Source organism: Herbaspirillum sp. NPDC101396, from assembly GCF_044767365.1.
Taxonomy (GTDB): domain Bacteria; phylum Pseudomonadota; class Gammaproteobacteria; order Burkholderiales; family Burkholderiaceae_D; genus Herbaspirillum.
Genome location: NZ_JBIWNT010000004.1, coordinates 309,292 through 329,768, shown reverse-complemented (window position 1 = coordinate 329,768; position 20,477 = coordinate 309,292). Strand labels below are relative to the sequence as shown.

19 protein-coding genes are annotated in these 20,477 nt (G+C 63.4%); 6 read left to right on the top strand and 13 right to left on the bottom strand.

Annotation, left to right across the window (positions count from 1 at the left end; all coding sequences use genetic code 11):
* Window positions 1–21: 21 nt before the first annotated feature.
* Both ACIROY_RS15345 and ACIROY_RS15340 read left to right on the top strand, forming a co-directional pair.
* Window positions 22–978: a chemotaxis protein gene (locus tag ACIROY_RS15345; protein WP_402279484.1), complete on the top strand. Its 957-nt coding sequence runs from the start codon at window positions 22–24 to the stop codon at window positions 976–978.
* A 141-nt stretch (window positions 979–1,119) separates the two neighbouring features.
* The gene (locus ACIROY_RS15340) at window positions 1,120–1,437 is read left to right on the top strand and encodes a hypothetical protein (protein ID WP_402279486.1); all 318 of its coding nucleotides are present in this window, start codon (window positions 1,120–1,122) and stop codon (window positions 1,435–1,437) included.
* A gap of 57 nt (window positions 1,438–1,494) precedes the next feature.
* Here the strand turns inward: ACIROY_RS15340 and ACIROY_RS15335 are convergent, their stop codons facing one another.
* Together ACIROY_RS15335 and ACIROY_RS15330 are read right to left on the bottom strand one after the other, a co-directional pair.
* Window positions 1,495–3,009, bottom strand: a complete 1,515-nt coding sequence (locus ACIROY_RS15335; protein WP_402279489.1) for a diguanylate cyclase — start codon at window positions 3,007–3,009, stop codon at window positions 1,495–1,497.
* Between the two features lie 21 nt (window positions 3,010–3,030).
* Entirely contained in the window at window positions 3,031–4,623 is a 1,593-nt protein-coding gene (locus ACIROY_RS15330; protein WP_402342281.1) for a methyl-accepting chemotaxis protein, read from the bottom strand.
* Between the two features lie 248 nt (window positions 4,624–4,871).
* Between ACIROY_RS15330 and ACIROY_RS15325 the strand changes: the two genes are divergently transcribed.
* From ACIROY_RS15325 to ACIROY_RS15315, 3 genes are all read left to right on the top strand, one after another.
* Window positions 4,872–5,996 carry an NAD(P)/FAD-dependent oxidoreductase gene (locus ACIROY_RS15325; RefSeq protein WP_402342279.1) on the top strand — a complete coding sequence of 375 codons (1,125 nt, stop codon included), beginning with the start codon at window positions 4,872–4,874 and terminating at the stop codon, window positions 5,994–5,996.
* Window positions 5,997–6,116: 120 nt separating this feature from the next.
* Window positions 6,117–6,695, top strand: coding sequence for a TetR/AcrR family transcriptional regulator (locus ACIROY_RS15320; RefSeq protein ID WP_402279494.1), 579 nt, complete (start codon window positions 6,117–6,119; stop codon window positions 6,693–6,695).
* A 105-nt stretch (window positions 6,696–6,800) separates the two neighbouring features.
* Window positions 6,801–8,030 (top strand): MFS transporter, encoded by a 1,230-nt coding sequence (locus ACIROY_RS15315; protein ID WP_402342277.1) that lies wholly within the window; start codon window positions 6,801–6,803, stop codon window positions 8,028–8,030.
* Between the two features lie 65 nt (window positions 8,031–8,095).
* On the opposite strand, the gene ACIROY_RS15310 is transcribed toward ACIROY_RS15315, so the two are convergent.
* Window positions 8,096–9,004: a LysR family transcriptional regulator gene (locus ACIROY_RS15310; protein ID WP_402342275.1), complete on the bottom strand. Its 909-nt coding sequence runs from the start codon at window positions 9,002–9,004 to the stop codon at window positions 8,096–8,098.
* A gap of 180 nt (window positions 9,005–9,184) precedes the next feature.
* Here ACIROY_RS15310 and ACIROY_RS15305 point away from each other — a divergent pair, with 180 nt between their 5' ends.
* Window positions 9,185–9,934 carry an SDR family oxidoreductase gene (locus ACIROY_RS15305; RefSeq protein ID WP_402279501.1) on the top strand — a complete coding sequence of 250 codons (750 nt, stop codon included), beginning with the start codon at window positions 9,185–9,187 and terminating at the stop codon, window positions 9,932–9,934.
* Window positions 9,935–10,019: 85 nt separating this feature from the next.
* Here ACIROY_RS15305 and ACIROY_RS15300 read toward each other — a convergent pair whose 3' ends face one another.
* The 10 genes from ACIROY_RS15300 to ACIROY_RS15255 all read right to left on the bottom strand — a co-directional run bounded on the left by ACIROY_RS15300 (window position 10,020) and on the right by ACIROY_RS15255 (window position 20,470).
* Complete coding sequence (locus tag ACIROY_RS15300) at window positions 10,020–11,501, bottom strand: NAD-dependent succinate-semialdehyde dehydrogenase (RefSeq protein ID WP_402342273.1); 1,482 nt, start codon at window positions 11,499–11,501, stop codon at window positions 10,020–10,022.
* A gap of 72 nt (window positions 11,502–11,573) precedes the next feature.
* Window positions 11,574–12,605 carry an amidohydrolase family protein gene (locus ACIROY_RS15295; RefSeq protein WP_402342271.1) on the bottom strand — a complete coding sequence of 344 codons (1,032 nt, stop codon included), beginning with the start codon at window positions 12,603–12,605 and terminating at the stop codon, window positions 11,574–11,576.
* Between the two features lie 17 nt (window positions 12,606–12,622).
* The gene (locus ACIROY_RS15290; RefSeq protein ID WP_402342269.1) at window positions 12,623–13,666 is read right to left on the bottom strand and encodes an ABC transporter substrate-binding protein; all 1,044 of its coding nucleotides are present in this window, start codon (window positions 13,664–13,666) and stop codon (window positions 12,623–12,625) included.
* 59 nt (window positions 13,667–13,725) lie between these two features.
* The gene (locus ACIROY_RS15285) at window positions 13,726–14,781 is read right to left on the bottom strand and encodes an amidohydrolase family protein (protein ID WP_402342267.1); all 1,056 of its coding nucleotides are present in this window, start codon (window positions 14,779–14,781) and stop codon (window positions 13,726–13,728) included.
* Window positions 14,781–15,557 carry an aldolase/citrate lyase family protein gene (locus ACIROY_RS15280; RefSeq protein WP_402342265.1) on the bottom strand — a complete coding sequence of 259 codons (777 nt, stop codon included), beginning with the start codon at window positions 15,555–15,557 and terminating at the stop codon, window positions 14,781–14,783. Before ACIROY_RS15280 ends, ACIROY_RS15285 begins: the two co-directional genes overlap by 1 nt.
* A 51-nt stretch (window positions 15,558–15,608) precedes the next feature.
* Window positions 15,609–16,640, bottom strand: a complete 1,032-nt coding sequence (locus ACIROY_RS15275) for an ABC transporter substrate-binding protein (RefSeq protein WP_402342263.1) — start codon at window positions 16,638–16,640, stop codon at window positions 15,609–15,611.
* Between the two features lie 59 nt (window positions 16,641–16,699).
* The gene (leuD, locus tag ACIROY_RS15270; protein ID WP_402342261.1) at window positions 16,700–17,281 is read right to left on the bottom strand and encodes a 3-isopropylmalate dehydratase small subunit; all 582 of its coding nucleotides are present in this window, start codon (window positions 17,279–17,281) and stop codon (window positions 16,700–16,702) included.
* Between the two features lie 2 nt (window positions 17,282–17,283).
* Window positions 17,284–18,648, bottom strand: coding sequence for a 3-isopropylmalate dehydratase large subunit (leuC, locus tag ACIROY_RS15265; RefSeq protein WP_402342259.1), 1,365 nt, complete (start codon window positions 18,646–18,648; stop codon window positions 17,284–17,286).
* Window positions 18,649–18,714: 66 nt separating this feature from the next.
* Window positions 18,715–19,488: an ABC transporter permease gene (locus tag ACIROY_RS15260; protein ID WP_402342257.1), complete on the bottom strand. Its 774-nt coding sequence runs from the start codon at window positions 19,486–19,488 to the stop codon at window positions 18,715–18,717.
* Between the two features lie 103 nt (window positions 19,489–19,591).
* Window positions 19,592–20,470: an ABC transporter ATP-binding protein gene (locus ACIROY_RS15255; protein ID WP_402342255.1), complete on the bottom strand. Its 879-nt coding sequence runs from the start codon at window positions 20,468–20,470 to the stop codon at window positions 19,592–19,594.
* Window positions 20,471–20,477: the final 7 nt, after the last annotated feature.

The window sequence follows — 20,477 nt, the reverse complement described above, 5'->3', positions numbered from 1 at the left end:
CAACTGACACCTGAGGTATCCATGGATGCATTCCAAAAAGAGATCGACGAGCGCACGAACCTGACGGCCAGCAACAAATTCGAATTGCTGCTGTTCCGCCTCGGCAATGCCGGCGGCGATGGTCCGGGCGAGCTGTTCGGCATCAATGTCTTCAAGATTCGCGAGATCGTGCCGATGGTGCCGATCACCACGGCCGCCGGCACCAGGTCGCCGATGCTGGGCATGGTCAACATCCGCGGTCAGGTGATTTCGGTCATCGACTTGCCTGCCGTGACGGGTTGCAAACCCAAGACCGGTCTGAACATCCTGCTGATCACCGAATACGCGCGCCACACCCAGGCGTTCGCGGTGGAATCGGTGGAAGAGATCGTGCGCCTCGACTGGAGCCAGGTGCTGTCGGCCGAGGCCAGCGCCGGCGGCGACCTCGTCACCAGCATCGCACGCCTCGATTCCGACGTCGACGGCAGCCGCCTGGTGCAGGTGCTGGACGTGGAACAAATCCTGAACCTGACCTCTCCGGTCAAACAGGCGTTGGACAACGGCCACGACGGCGAACTGAAGAGCCTGGTCAAGCCCGGCGCCATCGTGCTGGCGGCGGACGATTCCAAGGTGGCGCGCGCGCTGATCGAAGACGGCCTGACCACGCTGGGCGTACCGTACATCATGACCAAGAGCGGCAAGGAAGCCTGGGAGAAATTGCAGGTGCTGGGCGCCGAAGCGCAGCGCGAAGGCAAGCAGATCGCCGACAAGGTGGCGCTGATGCTGACCGATCTGGAAATGCCGGAGATGGACGGTTTCACGCTGACCCGCAACATCAAGGCGGACCAGCGCTACAAGGGCATCCCGGTGGTGATCCATTCATCGCTGTCGGGCTCGGCCAACGAGGACCACGTACGCAGCGTCGGCGCCAACGGTTACGTCGCCAAGTTCGCCATTGAAGAGCTTGCCGCCACGCTCAGGAAAACGCTGATGCATTAGTCGTCAACCAGCCCTTGCCGCGTCGCCGAAAAGCGCTGCCGGCAAGGAATAGGGAATTCCCCGATACCGGTCACAGGAGTCGTTCATTATCATTGCTCTATCGCCCAACCCCAATCCCATCCTCAGAGAGCACAGATAGCCATGGATTTCATCACCAACCTGTTCCAGCAAGACATGTTCCTCGCCGTCGTCTCCTACCTGAGCGTCGGCCTGGTTTTCCTGCTGTACTTTTTTTACCGTGAAAAGAAATGGGAAAATGATCTCGCGATGTACCAGGTCCAGAATGTCGTCCCGGATCAAGCGCCGAAAGTGCGCAATGCAGAGATCTATGTGCTCAATCGCAACGCCGTCAAGACGCCGGTCGACGCCGCCGAGCTTGATGACGAAATGCAGGTGGTTGCCGGTGAAGTGATGGAGCAGGAATCCGTCAAGCCGGAAAAATCCAGCGTCGCCCGCTGATTGCCTGCCGCGGCGGATCCCTGGATTCGCCGCAGACTGCCCCACTGCATCAACTTCCTACACCACGACGCGATCCCTGCCCTCGCCTTTCGCGCGATACAGCGACTGATCCGCTGCACCGATCAGATCGCGCACCGACATTTCCCGTTTTACTTCAGGCAAGCAACCGACGCCGAGACTGACGGTCACGATGCCGTCCGGGTTCGCTGCATGCTCGATCTGCTGCGCACGCACGGACTGCCGGATCTGTTCGGCGATCGCCGCCGCGCCGGCGGCATCGCAATCGGGCAGGATGATGGCGAACTCTTCGCCACCGTAGCGCGCCGCCAGGTCGTCGGGCCGGCGTTCGCCGGAAAGGATAGCCTTTCCGACCTTGCGCAGGCATTCATCGCCCGACAAGTGCCCATACAAATCGTTGTACAGCTTGAAGCGGTCGACGTCGATCATGATCAAGGCCAGGCTCTTGCCGCTGCGCACCGCGCGGCTCATTTCGCGCGCCAGCGCGACGTCGAACTGGCGCCGGTTGGCGAGGCCGGTAAGTCCATCCTGCAGCGCCAGCCGCTCCAGGGTCAGATTCAGTTTTTCCACCTGCGCACGCGCTTCGTTGGATTCATTCTCGGCGATCGAGCGCTGGTCGATCTGCGCCACCATGCGCCGCCCCATGATTGCAAAACCCGTCACCAGGATCAGCACGCCGATCATGTGCATGTAGGCGTCGGCGCGCCATTCGGCAAAGACCTCGTCGCGCGACAGCGCCACCGACACGAACAGCGGATAAGTCTGCAGATGGCGGTAGCCGTTGATGCGTTCCACGCCGTCCTGCGACGACCGGATGACAGCCAGGCCGCTGGCGTTCTTCGCCGCATGGTCGCGGAAGATGGCGGCGTCGGCCATGCTCTTGCCTATCGAGTCTTCGCGCAGCGGACGGCGGAACACGATGGTGCCGCGGTTGAGCGCCAGCAGGATGGCGCCCGACTTGCCGATGTTGAAACTGTCGTAGAACCGCTGGAAGTAGGCCATGTCCACCGTCGCCAGCACCACGCCGCCAAAGCTGCCGTCGGCATTGTTGACGCGGCGGGTTACGGTGGCGATCCACTTCCCGGTGGAACGGCTGCGCACCGGCGGACCGATGTAGGGGCCGTCGTCGGGATGATCGCGGTGATAGATGAAGTACTCGCGGTCGCCATTATTTTGCGTGTTGTCCAGCCGCGGCTGCGAATTGACCACCCAGCGCCCCTGGCTGTCGTAGACGAAGATGCCGTTGAGTTGCGGCAGCTCTTTGACCTGTACCGCCAGCAGGCGATGCAAGCGTTCCAGCGCCGCCGGTCCGGTGCCGTCGACACTGAGGCGTTCCAGCAAACTCACCAGGACGGTGTCGGCTTCCTTGATCGTGTCGTCGGCATGCTGCGCCAGCGCCCGCGCCATGTTGGAGACGGAGACGCCTGCTTCGCGCTCTTCGATCACGCGCGCCTGCCAGGTGCGCCAGATGTCGAGACCGATGATTGCCGCGCAGGCCAGCAGCACGAAGGCCGCTGCCAGCAGCGCCGTGGATGATCGTTTGTAATGAGCCATGGGTCTCCGGGTCAATGGGCATCAGCCGCGCTGCGCCAGTTTGAAAGCGCCGACCTGTCCGACCAGCTTCTCCGCTTCGTGGCGCAGGCTCTCGGTGGCGGTCGCGGCTTGTTCGATGAGCGCGGCATTTTGCTGTGTCATCTGATCGATGTCGCCGACCGCGCGCGTGACTTCGCCGATGTCTTCGGTCTGGCCGGCGCCGGCGGTTGCAATGTCACGCATGATCTCCGCCACGCTGCCGATGGACGTCTCAATGCCGGACATGGCGCCGCCGGCCTGCCCCGCGAGCCGGTCGCCGTGGTCGACGTTGGTTACCGATTCGGCGATCAGGTCCTTGATCTCGCGGGCGGCGGCGGCCGAGCGTTGCGCGAGCTGGCGGACTTCGGTCGCGACCACCGCAAAGCCGCGGCCTTGCTCGCCTGCGCGCGCCGCTTCCACCGCGGCGTTGAGCGCGAGGATATTGGTCTGGAAGGCGATGCCGTCGATCACGCCGATGATGTCGGCGACCTTGTGCGAACTGGCGCGTATCGCGCCCATCGTCGCCACCACCGAGCCGACCACCTTACCGCCTTCGCCTGCATGCGTGGAAGCGTTGTCGACCAGATTGCCCGCCTGCTGTGTGTGACCCGCGTTGTTGCGGATGCCGGCGCTGAAATTTTCCATGGTGGCGCGCACCTGTTCGAGCGCGCCGGCCTGCGCTTCCGCGCGCGCCGACAGGTCGTTGTTGCCGGCGGCGATTTCGTGCGCGGCGACGTTGATGCGTTCGGCGCTCGCGCGCACGGCGCCGACGATGGTTGCCAGCCCTTGTGCGACGCCGTTGATGGCTTGCGTCAGCTGGCCGATTTCATCGCGCCGGCCTACGTGGATCATGGTGGTGAGATCGCCCTTCGCCAGTTGCTGTGCGGCGGCCGTGGCGTCGACCAGCGGCCGCGTCACCATGCGTTGCGCCAGCCAGTAGAAGCCGCCCATGCCCAGCGCCAGCAAGCCCAGCGCGATCGCGCCATGGCGCAGCAGCAGCGCCGCCATCACCGCAGGCGCGGTTGCAGGCGGCAGCGCCGACACGGCGGCAACGCTCGCCCAGACATACGCACCCAGCACCACGCCGGCGATGCCGAAGGCCAGCATGCCCAGGCGCGCACCAATGCCTACCTGGAAGCGCCTGCTGACATCGATGCCGACGTACAGCACCGCCGCTACGCGTCCCCGTGCATCACGCACCGGATCGTAGCGCGTCATGTACTGGCGGCCGAACAGCTGAGCGAAGCCGGTATAGCTGCGCCCGGCCAGCAAGTCGCGATAGCCGGCGTGGGCATGATCGAGCAAGGTGCCGATCGCGCGTTCGCCGTTTTCCTTTTTAACCGACGTCGAGACGCGCACGAAGTCTTTGCCGCGCTGGACGAAGATCGTCGCGCTGCCCCCCGTCGCGGCCGAGAAACTGTCGATCGCGCCGAAGTTGAGGTTGAGCACATCGGCGCCGTTGCGCAGGACCGGCGTGGACTCCGTCCCGACGACCAGCAACTCGCGCTCGTCGACGGAGAAAACACCGGGAAAACTGCCCGCCAATCTGCGGGCGAGTTTGTCGATTTGATAAGCAAGCGGCAGAAAGCTGTACATGACTGACGACCCTTCCTGAGTGCGACTTGTTGTTGTGGTCTCTTGTTGTGGTCTCGCGTCGACGTTTATTCTGATTTTTTGTCGATGGCCGATTGTAGACCAGCCCCGCACCGGAGGAAATCCCGTTTGCAGGAATGTCATGGCGCGGATGGAACGGCGCCGCAATACGATAGTACGATAGCGTCTTTCGACAAAAAGCAATTTACCTGCAACATCACCGTGAACATCCATTTTCTGCGTTTCCGCACATGAGCGACCATATCGATTGCATCGTCATCGGCGCCGGCGTGGTCGGCCTGGCGATTGCGCGCGAGTTGGCGCTGGCCGGGCGCGACGTGATCATCGTCGAAGCCGGCAACGCCATCGGCAGCGGCACCAGCTCGCGCAACAGCGAGGTGATCCACGCCGGCATCTACTACCGGCCCGGCTCTCTCAAAGCGAAGCTGTGCGTGGAAGGACGCGCCCTGCTGTACCGCTATTGCGAAGAACGCCAGGTGGCCCACAGGCGCTGCGGCAAGCTGCTGGTGGCAACCGGCGCCGATCAGGCCGCGCGCTTGCAGGGCGTCGCCGCCCATGCCGCGCAGAACGGCGTACATGATCTGCGGCCCATCGATGCGGCGCATGCGCGCGAACTGGAGCCGGCCCTGCACTGCACGGCGGCGCTGCTATCGCCCTCCACCGGCATCGTCGACAGTCATGCGCTGATGCAGCAGCTGCTGGCCGACGCCGAAGCCGCCGGCGCAGTGCTGGCGCTGCAGACGGAAGTCGTCGTCGCGCGCAGAACCCCCGACGGCATCGCGCTCGACGCGGTAACCGCCGACGGCGAAGAAATACAGTTGTCCGCGACCCTGGTCATCAATGCCGCAGGGCTGTCAGCGCCGCGGCTGGCGCGTCGCTTCGAAGGCTTGCCGTCGGCACACGTGCCAACGCCGTACTTCGCCAAGGGAAATTATTTTTCGCTGAGCGGCAAGACGCCGTTTTCACGGCTGATCTATCCGCTGCCGGAAGAAGGCGGCCTGGGCGTGCACCTGACGCTGGACCTGGCCGGCCAGGCGCGCTTCGGTCCCGACGTCGAATGGCTGGACATTGAAGACGAGCACGCCATCGACTACGCGGTTGACGCGCGCCGCGCGGACGGTTTCTACGCCGCGATACGGCGCTACTGGCCCGGCTTGGCCGACGCCGCACTGCAGCCGAGCTATGCCGGCGTGCGACCGAAGCTGGCGCGCGGCGGTCCGGAGCAGGATTTCATCATCAGCACGCCGGTGCAGCACGGTTTCCCGGGACTGATCAACCTGTTCGGCATCGAGTCGCCGGGGCTGACTTCGTCGCTGGCAATTGCGCGGGAAGTTGCCGCAGCCGCAGTGAAATAGTTTCCTCTGACACAATAAAAAGGCGTCTCCCGTACGCAGCAAACCGGCCTGGCATGGCGTTTTCGCCACAGTCAGGCAGCTCTCGTTGACTTTTAAGACGACCGGTCATATTATCGCTACATGTCCAAGCCAAATACCCGTGACCAGATTTTCGACGCCGCGCTCAAACTCCTGTTGGAACGTGGCTTCAACGCCTCGAGCGTGCAAGACATCACGGTCGAGGCCGGCGTGCCGAAGGGATCGTTTTACAACCATTTCGCCAGCAAGGAAGCCCTGGCGGCGGAAATCGTCAGCGACTACGCCTCCCGTCGCAGCACCCTGCGCGAGATACTGTCCGATGACAGCCTGCCTGCGCTGGAGCGTCTGCGCGGTTATTTCACGGCGCTCAACCAGCGCCTCGTCGACCGTGGTTTCCAGCATGGCTGCATGATCGGCAACATGACTGCGGAATTGTCGGAGCAAAGCCCGGTGATCCGCGAACAGTTGCTGAAAATTTACGGCAACTGGAGCGCGGCGCTCGAATACGCGATTGCCGCCGGCCAGCAGGATGGCAGCATTGCCAGCCAGCTAAGCCCCAAGACGCTGGCCGGCTTCGTGCTCAATGCGTGGGAAGGCGCAACCTTGCGGGTGCGGGTGGAGCGCAGCCCGGATGCCTTCAATCAGTTCATGGATGTGATTTTCAATAAAGTCCTGATCTGAGCAATACCGAATATTTGCAGCAAGCCGCTTCATAGCAAGCGGCATTTTTTTCACCAAGTTTAAGACGACCGGTCATTTCAATTCATTTCTTATAGCGAGAATTTCATGAACACATCTTCTCTTCCTGCTCCGGCTCCGGTCCCCGCCTCCGGGTCCGGCAATGCGCCCTTGTACTGGATGGCGCTGGGCACCTTCGCCGTCGGCGCCGAAGGCTTCATGATCGCCGGCATCTTGCCGACGGTCGCCAAGGACCTCGGCGTCAGTGTTGCGGTCGCCGGCCAACTGGTGGTGGCGTTCACCGCTGCTTACGCCATCAGCTCGCCGATCCTGACCGCACTGACCGGCACCCTGAGCCGCCGCGGCCTGCTGATCGGTGCGATGACAGCCTTCACCTTGGCTAACCTGCTGGCCTGGCAAGCCACCGGCTACTGGTCGCTGATGACCGCGCGCATCCTGCTGGCCTTCGCCGCCGGCTTGTACGTGCCCAATGCCCTGGCCCTGGCCGGTGCGCTGGTCGCGCCGGAAAAACGCGGCGGTGCGCTGGCGCTGGTGAGCGGGGGAATTACCGTGGCCGTGGCGTTGGCCGCGCCGCTGGGGACCGTGATCGCGGACACCCTGAGCTGGCGCATGACCTTCGCCGGCGTGGCACTGCTGGCGGCGATCGCGACGCTGGGCCTGATGCTGGGACTGCCGCGCGGCATCGGCAACAATCTTCCGGTCGCCAGCCTGCGTGAACGCGTGCTGGCCGCGCGTGACCCGGCCGTGCTGCGCGCCCTGCTGACCACGCTGTTGTGGGCCACCGGTGCGTACACCATGTACACGTATTTCGCGCTGTATCTGAATCAGGTCACCGGCATCCACGGCACCCACGTCGGCTACGTCTTGTTCGCCTGGGGCATCTCGGCTGCGATCGGCGTCATGGCCGGCGGCAAGATCGCCGACCGCGTGGGCTTCCGCCGCGTGACCGGTCCGGCGCTGATGTTCCTGATCGCGGCTTTCCTGACGCTGACCGCGATCGCCTACCTGCTGCCGGCCAACCTGGCGGTGCTGCCGGTGTTCCTCAGCGTGATCGTGTGGGGCATTTCCGGCTGGGCGTTCTATCCGGCGCAGCAGACCAATCTGATCAGCATCGCGGGCATCAAGCTGGCGCCGATCGCGATGTCGCTCAATGCCTCGTTCATGTACCTGGGCTTCTCGATCGGCGCCAGCGCCGGTGCGCTGACGGTGGCCGACGGTTCGGCGCAGAACCTGGGCCTGGTCGCGGCCGCCTTCGTGTTCGCTGCATGGCTGCTCAAGCGCAGCGCGACGCGCCGGACGGCGGCATCGGTGGCCTGAACCTGCGATCGCGTTGACTGAAAGCCCGCGCCGTATTTGCCGGCGCGGGCTTTTTTATGTCCGCGTTAGCTGACGCCGACTTTCTCCGGAAAGCATTCCACCAGCCAATCGATGAACACCCGCAGGCGGTGCGTCACATGCCGGTTCTGCGGGTACACGACGTGGAATGGATAAGGCGCCGGACGCCATTTCTTCAGTATCTCCACCAATGAACCGTCCTTGAGCGCCGCGCCGGCGGCATAGCTGAAGGTCTGGATAATCCCCAACCCCGCCAGTCCCGCCGCCAGATGCGCATTGCTCTCGTTGACGCCAACCCGGTGTTCGACCTTGATCTCGGTCTTTTCGCCTTTGTACTCGAAGCGGAACGGCACGGCGCGGCCGTTCTGCGAAGATACGTAGCTGACCAGGCGATGGCCGTTTTTCAACTCATCCGGATAAGCCGGGACACCGAACTGTTTCAGGTACGCCGGCGTCGCGCAGGTGACAAAGCCGGCGCTGCCGATATGGCGCGCGACCAGCGAGGAACTGTCCAAAGGTCCGCCGCGGAGGACGCAGTCGACGTTGTCGCTGATCAGGTCCACCGAGCGGTCCGACACGCCGAGGTCGATGCGGATGTCCGGATAGCGTGCCATGAAATCCGGCAGCGCCGGAATCAGCACGTCGCTTGCGGTCGAACTGCCGATATCGATCCGCAGGTTCCCGCGCGGCTTGCTGCGGGAGACGCTGAACGAGGTGTCGATGTCCTCCAGGTCGTGCAGGATGCGGGTGGCTTTTTCATAGTAATCGCGTCCTTCGGACGTCACCGTCACCCGCCGGGTGGTCCGCTGCAACAGGCGCACGCCCAGATGCGCCTCAAGTTCCTGCACCTGCTTGCTCAGGGTCGCATTGGGCATCTCCAGCGAATCCGCCGCGCGCGTGAAATTCCCCGTCTCCACCACGCGCGCAAAACATCGCATCGCCGACAACTGATCCATCGCACATTCCTTTAAGTCGATTTCATTATCCACACACATGGATAGTCATTTCGATTTTACCTACTTTTTCTCATAAAGGCTTGTGGCTAAAGTACACCCATGCCTTCCGCAAAACACCAAACGGAAGCGCACGGAAAAATGTTCGATCAACTTAATTTCACTTATCAAAAGGAAACAATCATGGACAAGCAACTCAACGGCAAGATCGCCCTGGTCACCGGCGGCACCACAGGCATCGGCCTGGCAACGGCGCAGGAACTGGCCGCGCAGGGCGCCCGCGTCTTCATCACAGGTCGCCGTCAGGCCGAACTCGACGCCGCGGTGACAGCCATTGGCGCCGCTGCCACCGGCATCCGCGCGGATGCGTCAGTGCTGGCCGACCTGGACGCGGTCTACGCCCAGATCGCCAAGAGCGCCGGCAAGCTCGACATCCTGTTCGCCAACGCAGGCGGCGGCGACATGATGCCGCTGGGCGCAATTACCGAAGAACATTTCGATCGCATCTTCGGCACCAACGTGCGCGGCGTGCTGTTCACCGTGCAGAAGGCGCTGCCTTTGCTGAGCAACGGCGCATCGGTGATCCTGACCGCCTCGACCGTGTCGATCCAGGGCACCGCCAACTTCAGCGTGTACAGCGCCAGCAAGGCAGCCGTGCGCAACTTCGCCCGCTCATGGGCGCTGGACCTGAAGGACCGCGCCATCCGCGTCAACGTAGTCAGCCCCGGTCCGATCCGCACTCCCGGCCTGGGCGGCCTGGTGCCGGATGAAGCGCGCCAGGGCCTGTTCGACTACCTGTCGTCGCAAATCCCGCTGGGACGTTTGGGTGAACCGCAGGAAGTCGGCAAGGCCGTGGCCTTCCTCGCGTCGGATGCGGCCAGCTTCGTCAACGGCGTTGAACTGTTTGTTGACGGCGGCATGGCGCAGGTGTGATGGGAAAGATGAAATAAAAAGCTAGTGCAACAGCAGCGGCCCGGAGACCATCCGGGCCGCAAGCCGTAGGGAAAACGAACCCGGCTTATTGCAGCCCGCCCTGGCACAAATATTTGACGATAGTGTAGTCATCCAGCCCGTAGCGCGATCCTTCGCGGCCATAACCGGATTCCTTGACGCCGCCGAACGGTGCGGCGGCACTCGATATCGCGCCTTCGTTGATGCCGACGATGCCCGCTTCAAGCTGACGCGAGACGCGATCGATGCGGCGCACGTCCTGGCTGTAGAAATAGGTGGCCAGTCCGAACGCGGTGTCGTTGGCCGCGCGCACGCCTTCGGCTTCGTCGTAGAAGCGGAACAGCGGCACCACCGGTCCGAAGGTCTCTTCGCGAAACAGCAGCATGTCCGCAGTAGCGTCGGCGAGCACGGTCGGCTCGAAGAAGTTGGGACCGAGCGCAGGCAGACGCTTTCCGCCCGTTAGCAGGCGCGCGCCATGAGTCACTGCGTCATCGACGTGGCGCGCCACCTTGTCCACCGCGCGGTCGTTGATGAGCGGACCGATCTGGGCCGACTCGTCGGTTGCCGGCGCTACCTCCAATGCCGCCACTCGCTTGCTGAGCAACTCGGCAAAACGCTCGTACACACCCGACTGCACGTAGACGCGGTTGGGGCAGACGCAGGTCTGGCCGGCATTGCGGAACTTCGAGGTCAGCAGGCCGCTGACCGCGGCATCGAGATCGGCGTCGTCGAACACGATGAAGGGCGCATTGCCGCCCAGTTCCATCGACAGTTTCTTGAGCGTGTTGGCGGATTCGCGCGCCAGATATTTGCCGACCGGCGTCGATCCGGTAAATGAAATCTTGCGCACGCGCTCATCGGCCAGCCAGTCGCCGACCGCCCCCGGCGCCTGTTCGCGCGAGGTGGTGACGAGGTTGATCACGCCAGGCGGCACGCCGGCTTCCTGCGCCAGCAAGGCCAGCGCCAGCGCCGTCAACGGCGTGTCTTCGGCCGGCTTGGCCACGACCGTGCAACCGGCGGCCAGCGCCGGTGCAATCTTGCGTGCGATCATCGCCAGCGGGAAATTCCACGGCGTGATCGCCGCCACCACGCCGACCGGCTCCTTCAGCGCCGTCATGCGCTTGCCGCGCTGCTGCTGGGGAATCACATCGCCGTAAATGCGCGCCGCCTCTTCAGCAAACCACAAGACGTAGGAGGCGCCGTACGCGACTTCGCCGCGGCCCTCTCCCACCGGCTTGCCTTGCTCGAGCGAGATCAGGCGCGCCAGGTCTTCACCGTTGGCGAGAATCGCCGCATGCCATTTGCGCAGGATATCGCTGCGCTCGCGCGGCAGTGCCTGTTTCCATGCGGGGAATGCGGCGGCAGCTGCATCGGCGGCGGCGCGCGCGTCATCCGGGCCGCTGTCAGGCACCTGCGCGATCACCTTGCCGGTGGCCGGGTCGGAAATGGCGAACTGCTTGCCGGATGCAGCCGGCTGCCATTTTCCGTTGATGAGATTGTGCGCGCGGATCAGATCGGGGCGCACCAATGTTGCCTGCAACTCTTTCATTTCAGTTCCTTTGGATGGAGGCGACTACCGAACTCAATCGCCGAAAATTATTGTGACGCGATCCGCTGCGGATCACACCGTCAATCGATACACGCGGGCAGCCGTGCCGCTGAACAGCGCTGTCCTGTCGGTCGCGGATGCGCCGGCCGCCAGGCGCTTGAAGGCATTCCACAGCACCGCATAGCTGAACATGCCCTTGTCCACCGGAAAATTGCTTTCGAACATGCAGCGCTCGCTGCCGAACAGCTCCACACACACTTCGAAATACGTACGCCACGCTTCGGCCAGCATTACCGACGCCGGCGGCGTTTCTGCGCGGTTGAAGCCGAAGCCCAGCACCGGCATGCCGCCGCCGCCCAGCTTGACGACGACGTTCGGCAAGCTCGCCAGCTGCTGCATCCCGGCGCGCCAGTCGGCCAGCGTTGCCGCCATATCAGCCGCATGCGGTCCGACGCCGACGGGACCGCCGAAGTGGTTCACGATCACGCACAAGCCCGGCCGGGCGCGCGCCAGATCGGCAATTTCATCCAATTGCGTGTGATAGGACCAGATGTCCAACGACAGGCCGAAGCGTTCCAGCACCGCCGTGCCGCGCCGGAACGCCGCGTCGCCGAGCAAGCCGCGCGGCGGCGATACGGTGCTTGAGCGCACATCGGGACTCGCATGCCACACCACGGCGTTGCGCACGCCGCGCAAGCGCTCGCCGGCCGTGCGCTGCATCGCTTCGAGCACCGGTTCGATGCGCTCACCCAAGGTCAGGTCGGCGCCGGCAACGATGCCCGCGCACACGCGCGCCGCGCCATACAATGCGCTGGCGCCGAACGCCGCGGCGCCGTTGGCGAACTCGACCTCCCCCAGCGGCGCCATTTCGGCGGGCCCATCGGCGCGCAGCATCGCGCGATTCTGGATGAACACCGTGGCGCGCACGTTGTGCCCGCTGTTGAGATCGTCATACAGCTCGTGCACCAGATAGCGGCTACCGGTCCGGTCCCACAGATGATGATGCGGGTCGATGATGGGCAGGGCCGGTTCGAGAATTTCTTCCCGGCGCAGCGCCAGCCATTCGGGGCGGACCGGACAATGGGGCATGCTGACGTTGTGCACGTTGTTTCCTTCAGGGGTTACTTGGGTACGGCATCGACAAAGCGATTGGTATACGTCGCCGGCACGTTGATGCGATCTTTCGCGGCGGCCAGTTCCTTGTCGAAGCCGGACAGAATATTGAGCACCGCAGGCGGACCGGAAGGATCAAAGCGTCCGTCTTCGGAAAACGTCGCATGCGAGTTCTTGTACGCCTGCAAAAACACCGGCCGGTTGCCGAGCTGGTACGCCACCGGCAAGGCATCGGCGACTTCTTCCGGCATCGCCGTCTTGAGGAATTTTTCCGCGCGCACGATGGCATTCACGAAAGCCTGCACGGTATTGGGATTTTTGGCAATGAACTCGGCCGTGGTCAGGATCGCCGCCTCTGGATACTGATCGGTGCCGAGCGCGGCGCGGGTGCCTTCGGCGGTACGCATGTCGGCCACTACTTTGAGGTCGCGACTCTCGGTCAGCATGGTGATGACCGGATCGACGCTGATCAGGCCATCCACCTGCCCCTGGCGCACGGCGGCCGCAGCGCGTGCTTCAGCGCCGACGCCGATTGCAGAAAAACTGCCGGTCTCGACGCCTGCCGCCGAGGCGATGTAGTTCAGCACCAGGTTGTTGCTGGAACCGGGCGCAGTCACCCCCATCTTCATTCCTTTCATGTCCTTGATCGTCTTGAACTTCGTCGCACTCTTGGTGGAGATGCCGACCACGTAACCCGGATAGCGCGCCATCAGCGTGACGGCCACGACCTTCTGTCCCTTGGCCGCCATCGTCAGCGTATTCGAATAGGCGCTGGAGCCGAAGTCGGCGGTACCGCCCATCATCGCCTGCAAGACCTTGGGGCCGCCCGGAAACATGCTGCGCTCGACCTCCAGGCCTTCATCCTTGAAATAGCCCTTGGTGATGGCGATGTCCACCGGCAGGTAACCCATCACGGCGCCGACGGTGGCGACCTCGACGCGTTTCTTTTCCAGGTTGTCGACGGCATGCGCGACCTGGGCGACGCCGAAGGCGCAGCAGACTGCCGCCAACAACATTTTCCGTAATGCAGATCCTTGAGCGAACTTGGTCATGGTCTTGTCTCCTGAGCGCTTCAGACGAGCGCATTGTTATGGATGTATGGATGAGTGATTCAGATTGCCAGGCGATACGTCTCCAGCGCCGTGGCGCTGAACAACGCGTTCTTTTCCTCCTGAGATGCGCCCTGCCCCTGCATCAGGCGCTTGAAGGCATTCCATATGACGTGATAACTGAACATGCCTTTGTCGACCGGGAAATTGCTTTCAAACATGCAGCGCGCGGCGCCGAAGTCTTCCACGCACATTTCCACATACGGCCGCATCACCTGCGCCAGTACTTGCGACGCCGGCGGCATTTCTTCCCGGTCGAAACCGAAGCCCAGCACCGGCATGCCGGCTCCGCCCAGTTTGACGCGCGTATTCGGCAAGCCGGCGAGGCGCTGCATAGCCTTGCGCCAGTGCGCCGGCATCCCGCTGCGCGCCACCTTGTCAGACCCGACGCCGACCGGCCCGCCGAAGTGATCGATTACCACCGTCACCTCGGGAATCGATCGCGCCAGCGCATACACGTCGTCAAGCTGCGTGTGATACGCCCACACATCCAGCGCCAGCCCGAAGCGCGCCAGATACGACGCGCCGCGCACGAACGCGGGATTGCACAGCATGCCCGGCACCGTGCGGGCCGTGGTTGAACCGACTGCCGGATCGGGATGCCACGCCACCGCGTTGCGAATGCCGCACAGGCGTCCGCTCGAGACCGTGAGCATGGCTTCCAGCACCGGCAGCACGGCGTCGCCCAGCGCCAGATCCGCGCCGCCGACAATGCCCGCACATAGACGTGTCTCGCCGTAGACGCCGGAGGAACCCATCGCCGCCGCACCGTTGGCGAACTCCACTTCTCCCAGCGGAGCAAATGCCGGCTCGCCATGCGTACGCAGCATTGAGCGGCTTTGCACGTAGACCGTCGCGGCAATGCGATGGCCGCTGTTGACGTCCTCCACCAGATCCAGCGGCAGATAGCGCGCGCCGGGACGGTCCCACAAATGGTGATGCGGATCGACGATGCGCAGCTCCGGCTCAATGATCTCTTCCCGGCGCAGCGCCAGCCATTCCGGCCGCACTGCCGCATGCGGCGACGCGGTTGTCTTCGCGGCGCCGGCTGTTTGCATTACTTGCCGTCCTTGTACTGTTTGACCAGCGCCCGGCTGCCGTCGGCCAGGATGGCCGCATCCGCGCCCACGGCGATGAACGTCGTGTCGAGATCGATGAAGCGCTGGATATCCGTCTGCGCGAACGCCACGATGCCGGTCGGCTTGCCAGCCGCCCTAATCCGACGCAGCGCGCCGTCCACCGCCGCACGTACATCCGGATGCGCCAGATTGCCGGGATGGCCCATCGACGCCGCCAGATCAGAAGGTCCGACGAACATGCCGTCGACGCCTTCCACGGCGGCAATCGCCTCGATCTGATCCAGTGCTTCCACCGACTCGATCTGCACCAGCAGACACATGTCGGCATTGGCGGTCGCAATATAGTTGGTGCGGGCGCCGAAACCCGATGCGCGCGCCATGCGTGCGCCGACGCCGCGGATGCCTTGCGGCGGATAGCGCATCATCGATACCAGTTCATGCGCCTGTTCGGCGCTGTCGACCATCGGCACCAGCAAGGTGCGCACGCCGATATCGAGCAGGCGCTTGACGATCGTCACATCGCCGATCGGCGGACGCACCACCGCTTCCACCGGATAAGCGGCGAGCGCCTGCAACTGCGACAGGATCGTGTTGATGTCGTTGGGCGCATGCTCGCCGTCGATCAGGAACCAGTCGAAACCGGCGGTGGCGCAGATTTCGGCCGCGATGCCGTTGGCCATGCTGAGCCACAGTCCGATTTGACGCTGCGGAGCTCGCGCCGTGATGGCGTCCTTGAATGGGTTGCCGGCTTGCATTTCACATCTCCAGAGTGATGATGGATAAAGAACGAAAGGAATAAAAAATACTCAAGGTTTTTTGACCACAGCCGCGTCGACGAACTTGTTGGTGTACGTCGATTGCAGATCGATACGGCTTTGCGCAGCCGCCACCGACGGCTCCGAATTGGCCAATACGCCGAGCACCGCCTTGGCGCCTTCCAGGTCGTAACGACCGTCCGTCGAATAGACCGTGCGGGTATGCTCGATGGCCTTGAGGAACATGTCGCGCTCGCCGACCTGATAGGACTTCGGCAAGGCGTCGGCGATCTGCGCGGCGGTGGCGGTTTCGAGGAATTTCTCGGCGCGCAGCATGGCGTTCACCACGGCTTGCACGGTGTTCGGATTCTTCTTGATGAAATCGGTGGTCGAGATCACCGAGCCCTCGGGATACGTCGCGCTGCCGATCGCCGCCTGGGTGCCGGGGCCGGTGCGCATGTCGGCGACGATTTTGATCTGCTTGTCTTCTTCCAGCATGCTGATGGTAGGATCGATGCCTACCAGCGCATCGACGCGGTTTTGCTTGACCGCCGCCACCGCGCCCGACATGGCGCCCACGCCGATCACCGAATACGACTTGGGATCGACGCCGTTACGCTGGGCAATCGTGTTCAGGATCATGTTGGTGCTGGAACCAGGCGAGGTCACGCCGATCTTCATGCCAGCCAGGCTTTTGAGCGAGGTGTACTTCTCCTGCCCCGCCCTGGAGATGGCGAGGACAAACGCCGGATACTTGATCATCAGCACGAAGGCCTGCAAGCGCTGACCCTTGGCGGCCATCGTCAGCGTGTTGGAATAGGCGCTGACCACCATGTCGGCGCTGCCGCCCAGCAGCGCCTGCAAAGTCTGCGGTCCGCCGGAGTACATGCTGCGCTCGACGTCCAGTCCCTCGTCCTTGAAGTAACCCTTGGCCAGGGCGATCTCGATCGGGTAATAGGAAATCACCGAACCGGTGGTGGCGATCGCGAGGTGCCTTTTCTCAAGCATTCCTTGCGCCTGGGAAGCACTGGCCATTCCCTGCAACGCCAGGCCGGCGCTCAGTATGCATAGTAGTTTTTTCATGATGAATCGTCTCCATGGATGATGGTTGCCGCGCAGTTCTTTGCTGCGCGTTGCTGAACTCAGCGCGCCTCGTACTCTGCGATACGGTCGGCAAAACGCAAGGTGTAATCAATGCTGTCGAGGCCTTGCAACAGGCACTTCTTGTTGAACGGGTCGACCGGAAAACTGTATTGTCCGCCGTTTTCGACGACGAGCTTCTGGCCTTCCAGATCGAGCTGCAGTCGCGTTCCCGGTTGCGCTTCCAGCAGCGCCAGGATGTCCTCGACATCCTGCTCCGGCAACACCACGCACAGGATGCCGTTGCGCACGCAGTTGTTGAAGAAAATGTCGGCGAAGCTGGGCGCGACGATGGCGCGCACGCCGAAGTCGGAAATCGCCCACACCGCCATTTCGCGCGACGATCCGCAGCCGAAGTTCTTGCGCGCCACGATGACGCCCGGTGCCCGATAGACATCCTGGTTCATGGGAAACTCCGCCAGCTCGCGACCGTCTTCGCCGAACCGCAAATCATGGAACAGGTACTGGCCGAAACCGTCCGCGCGCTGCTTGCGCAGGAAGCGCGCCGGAATGATCTGGTCGGTGTTGACATTCGACGCCGCCACCGGCAAGGCTACGGCGTCGAGATGGATGAATGCTTGCATGATCATGCCTCCCGCAAAAGAGTGCGGACATCGGTCAATTGTCCCGTCACTGCTGCGGCCGCGGCCATCGCCGGGCTCATCAGATGGGTGCGCGAATCGGGCCCCTGACGGCCGACGAAATTGCGGTTCGAGGTCGAGGCGCAACGCAGTCCCGGCGGCACCACGTCGCCGTTGGTCGCAAGGCACATCGAACATGCCGCTTCGCGCCACTCGAAACCGGCGTTGATGAAAATCCGGTCCAGCCCTTCCGCTTCCGCCGCCGCCTTCACCAGCGCCGACCCCGGCACTACCAGCGCACGCACGGAGGGTGCGACGTGGCGTCCCCGGGCGATGGCGGCTGCAGCGCGCAGATCCTCGATGCGGCCGTTGGTGCAGGAGCCGATGAAGACGTAGTCGATCTTCACGCCGGCAAGCAACTCGCGGCCGTGCAATCCCATATAGGCCAAGGTGTTCTCCACCACGGTGCGGCGTTCGGCATCGGCAATGCCGGCCGGATCGGGCACGCTGCCGCTAATAGGCAAGGCGTCTTCCACGCTGTTGCCCCAGGTGACCATGGGTGCGATGGCGGCGCCGTCGAGCGTCACTTCCGTATCGAAGGTCGCACCCGGGTCGCTGCGCAACTCACGCCATTCCGCCAGACTCCGTGTCCACTCTTCGCCTTGCGGCGCGAACGGCCGGCCCTTGACGTAGGCAAACGTCGTCTCGTCGGGCGCGATGATGCCGGCCCGTCCGCCGGCTTCGATCGACAGGTTGCACAGCGTCAGGCGTCCCTCCATCGACATCGCGGCGATGGTGCTGCCGGCGTATTCGATCACATGGCCGGTGGCGCCGGCGGCGCCGATCTGCGCAATCAGCGCCAGCGCCACGTCCTTGGCCGTCACGCCGTAACCGAGCGCACCGTCGATCGTCACCCGCAGGGTGCGCGGCATGCGTTGCCACACTGTTTGCGTCGCCAGCGCATGCGCCACGTCGGACGCTCCCACGCCGAAGGCCAGCGCACCCAGCGCGCCATGCGTCGAGGTATGGCTGTCGCCGCAGACGATGGTCATGCCCGGCAGGCTCAAGCCCTGCTCCGGCCCCACCACGTGCGTGATGCCGTGGCGCGGATCGTCCATGCCGAACATGACGATGCCTTCGCGCCGGGTGTTCTCGGTCAGCGAGGCCACCATGTTTCGGCGTTCCGGGCCGTCGACGTCATCCAGCGTGCGGCCTGAACTGGGCGCGTAATGGTCCGGCGTGGCGAAGGTTCGGTCCGGCCGGCGCACCGGCAGCTTCTTCGCCGCCAGCACCTGGAACGGATTGCGCGAACCCTCATGGATCAGATTGCGGTCGATGTACAGCAGACTCTGGCCGGTATCGTCGCGCATGACCTCATGCCGGCTCCAGATTTTTTCAAACAAGGTTCGTTTCACTATTTCCGACACAAATTTCTCCTAGCTTTCCGCACGCGCTTTTTGGGTATTGCCGTTGCTGGGCTGCCAGACCAGCAGGCGGCGCTCGATGCGTGTGACGAAGGTATCGATGACCAGCGCGAAGGTCGTCAGCACGAAGATCCCGGCGATCACCGCATTGATGTTGAAGGTACCTTCGGCTTCCAGGATCAGGTAGCCGATGCCGCGCGCCGAACCCAGGTACTCGCCCACCACCGCTCCGACGAAGGCCATGCCCACGGCGTTGTGCAGGCTGGAGAACATCCAGCTCGCAGCCGACGGCAGGTAGAGGTGGCGCAGCAGTTGCCGGCGATTGGCGCCCAGCATGCGGACATTGGACAAGACCACCGGGCTGACTTCGCGTACGCCCTGGAACACGTTGAAGAAGACGATGAAAAACACCAGTGTCGTCCCCAGCGCCACCTTGGACCAGATGCCGAGTCCGAACCAGAGGGCGAAGATCGGCGCAAAGATCACGCGCGGCGCGGCGTTGGCAGCCTTGATGAACGGATCCAGCAGGCGCGCCAGGAAGTCGTTGAGCGACAGCAGCAAACCACACGCCACCGCCGTCACCATGCCGACCACGAAGGACAGCACCGTCTCGATCAGCGTGACCCACAGATGCGGCCATATTTCACCGCTCTGGAACCAGTGCCAGATCTGCACGAACACCGGTAGCGGATCGCCGAAGAAGAACACCGGCAGTATGCCCAGCGTCACCAGCCCCTGCCAGATGCCCAGCATCGCAGCCAGCAGCAGCAAGCGCCAAAGCCACATGAGGTCACGCGGCGCGCGCTCATGACGTAGGAAAGTGGGGGTGGAGGCCGATGCTGTTTCAGCTTCAGCATCCACTTCGTTCAAATGATGGCTCGCCATCAATTCAGCGTTTGCTTTGTTCATAGCCTTTTAATACCTCGCTGCGAAGAACGTCCCAGATCTGCGTATGCAGTTGGACAAAACGTTCAGTGTTGCGTATCTCGGAAACTTCCCGCGGACGCGGCAAGTCGATGGGAAATTCGGCGATAGGACGCGTTCCGGGTCCGGCCGACAACACCACCACGCGATCCGACAGCGCGATGGCTTCGTCCAGGTCATGCGTGATGAACAGCACCGACTTGCGGTTGGCCTGCCACAGTGCGAGCAACTCGGACTCCATGAGCTGGCGCGTCTGGATATCGAGTGCGCTGAACGGCTCGTCCATCAGGATCACCGGCGTCTCAAGAATCAGCGCCTGCGCCATCGCCACCCGCTTGCGCATGCCGCCCGACATTTCGTAGGGAAACTTGTGGCCGTGCCCGCTCAGGCCGACGCGCTCAAGCCAGAGATGCGCGCGTTCGTCCGCCTCCTTGGCCGGCACGCCGGCGAACTGCAATCCGGCCGAGATATTGTCGATGGCGCGTCGCCACGGCATCAGCGCCTCGCCTTGGAACAGATAGGTGGCGTTGCGATTGATGCCGGTGATGTCCTTCCCGAAGCTCAGGACACGGCCGGCGGATGGGAACAGCAACCCGGCGGCCATGTTGAGCAGCGTCGATTTGCCGCAGCCGGTCGGCCCGACCACGGAGACGAACTCGCCCGGCGCCACCGACAGCGTGGCCTTGTTGACCACGGTCTGGCTTTCCTTGCCGGGACGCGAGAACGTACAGCTGACGTTCTCGAACAACAGCGCAGCGGTAGTAGCGGAAACCGCAGGCGCGGTTGCGGTTGGTATGTCGGACACGCGCGGCGGCGCCGCATCCTGTAAGACGAAATGGGTCATGATCATC

Coding starts and splice junctions, on each gene's coding strand:
- leuD (WP_402342261.1), bottom strand. CDS start 17,281: ATGCAAGCATTCATCCATCTCGACGCCGTAGCCTTGCCGGTGGCGGCG.
- ACIROY_RS15290 (WP_402342269.1), bottom strand. CDS start 13,666: ATGACCAAGTTCGCTCAAGGATCTGCATTACGGAAAATGTTGTTGGCG.
- ACIROY_RS15345 (WP_402279484.1), top strand. CDS start 22: ATGGATGCATTCCAAAAAGAGATCGACGAGCGCACGAACCTGACGGCC.
- ACIROY_RS15260 (WP_402342257.1), bottom strand. CDS start 19,488: ATGTGGCTTTGGCGCTTGCTGCTGCTGGCTGCGATGCTGGGCATCTGG.
- ACIROY_RS15285 (WP_402342267.1), bottom strand. CDS start 14,781: ATGCAAACAGCCGGCGCCGCGAAGACAACCGCGTCGCCGCATGCGGCA.
- ACIROY_RS15310 (WP_402342275.1), bottom strand. CDS start 9,004: ATGGATCAGTTGTCGGCGATGCGATGTTTTGCGCGCGTGGTGGAGACG.
- ACIROY_RS15330 (WP_402342281.1), bottom strand. CDS start 4,623: ATGTACAGCTTTCTGCCGCTTGCTTATCAAATCGACAAACTCGCCCGC.
- ACIROY_RS15305 (WP_402279501.1), top strand. CDS start 9,185: ATGGACAAGCAACTCAACGGCAAGATCGCCCTGGTCACCGGCGGCACC.
- ACIROY_RS15300 (WP_402342273.1), bottom strand. CDS start 11,501: ATGAAAGAGTTGCAGGCAACATTGGTGCGCCCCGATCTGATCCGCGCG.
- ACIROY_RS15325 (WP_402342279.1), top strand. CDS start 4,872: ATGAGCGACCATATCGATTGCATCGTCATCGGCGCCGGCGTGGTCGGC.
- ACIROY_RS15255 (WP_402342255.1), bottom strand. CDS start 20,470: ATGACCCATTTCGTCTTACAGGATGCGGCGCCGCCGCGCGTGTCCGAC.
- ACIROY_RS15275 (WP_402342263.1), bottom strand. CDS start 16,640: ATGAAAAAACTACTATGCATACTGAGCGCCGGCCTGGCGTTGCAGGGA.
- ACIROY_RS15280 (WP_402342265.1), bottom strand. CDS start 15,557: ATGCAAGCCGGCAACCCATTCAAGGACGCCATCACGGCGCGAGCTCCG.
- ACIROY_RS15315 (WP_402342277.1), top strand. CDS start 6,801: ATGAACACATCTTCTCTTCCTGCTCCGGCTCCGGTCCCCGCCTCCGGG.
- ACIROY_RS15335 (WP_402279489.1), bottom strand. CDS start 3,009: ATGGCTCATTACAAACGATCATCCACGGCGCTGCTGGCAGCGGCCTTC.
- ACIROY_RS15340 (WP_402279486.1), top strand. CDS start 1,120: ATGGATTTCATCACCAACCTGTTCCAGCAAGACATGTTCCTCGCCGTC.
- ACIROY_RS15320 (WP_402279494.1), top strand. CDS start 6,117: ATGTCCAAGCCAAATACCCGTGACCAGATTTTCGACGCCGCGCTCAAA.
- leuC (WP_402342259.1), bottom strand. CDS start 18,648: ATGCGCGACGATACCGGCCAGAGTCTGCTGTACATCGACCGCAATCTG.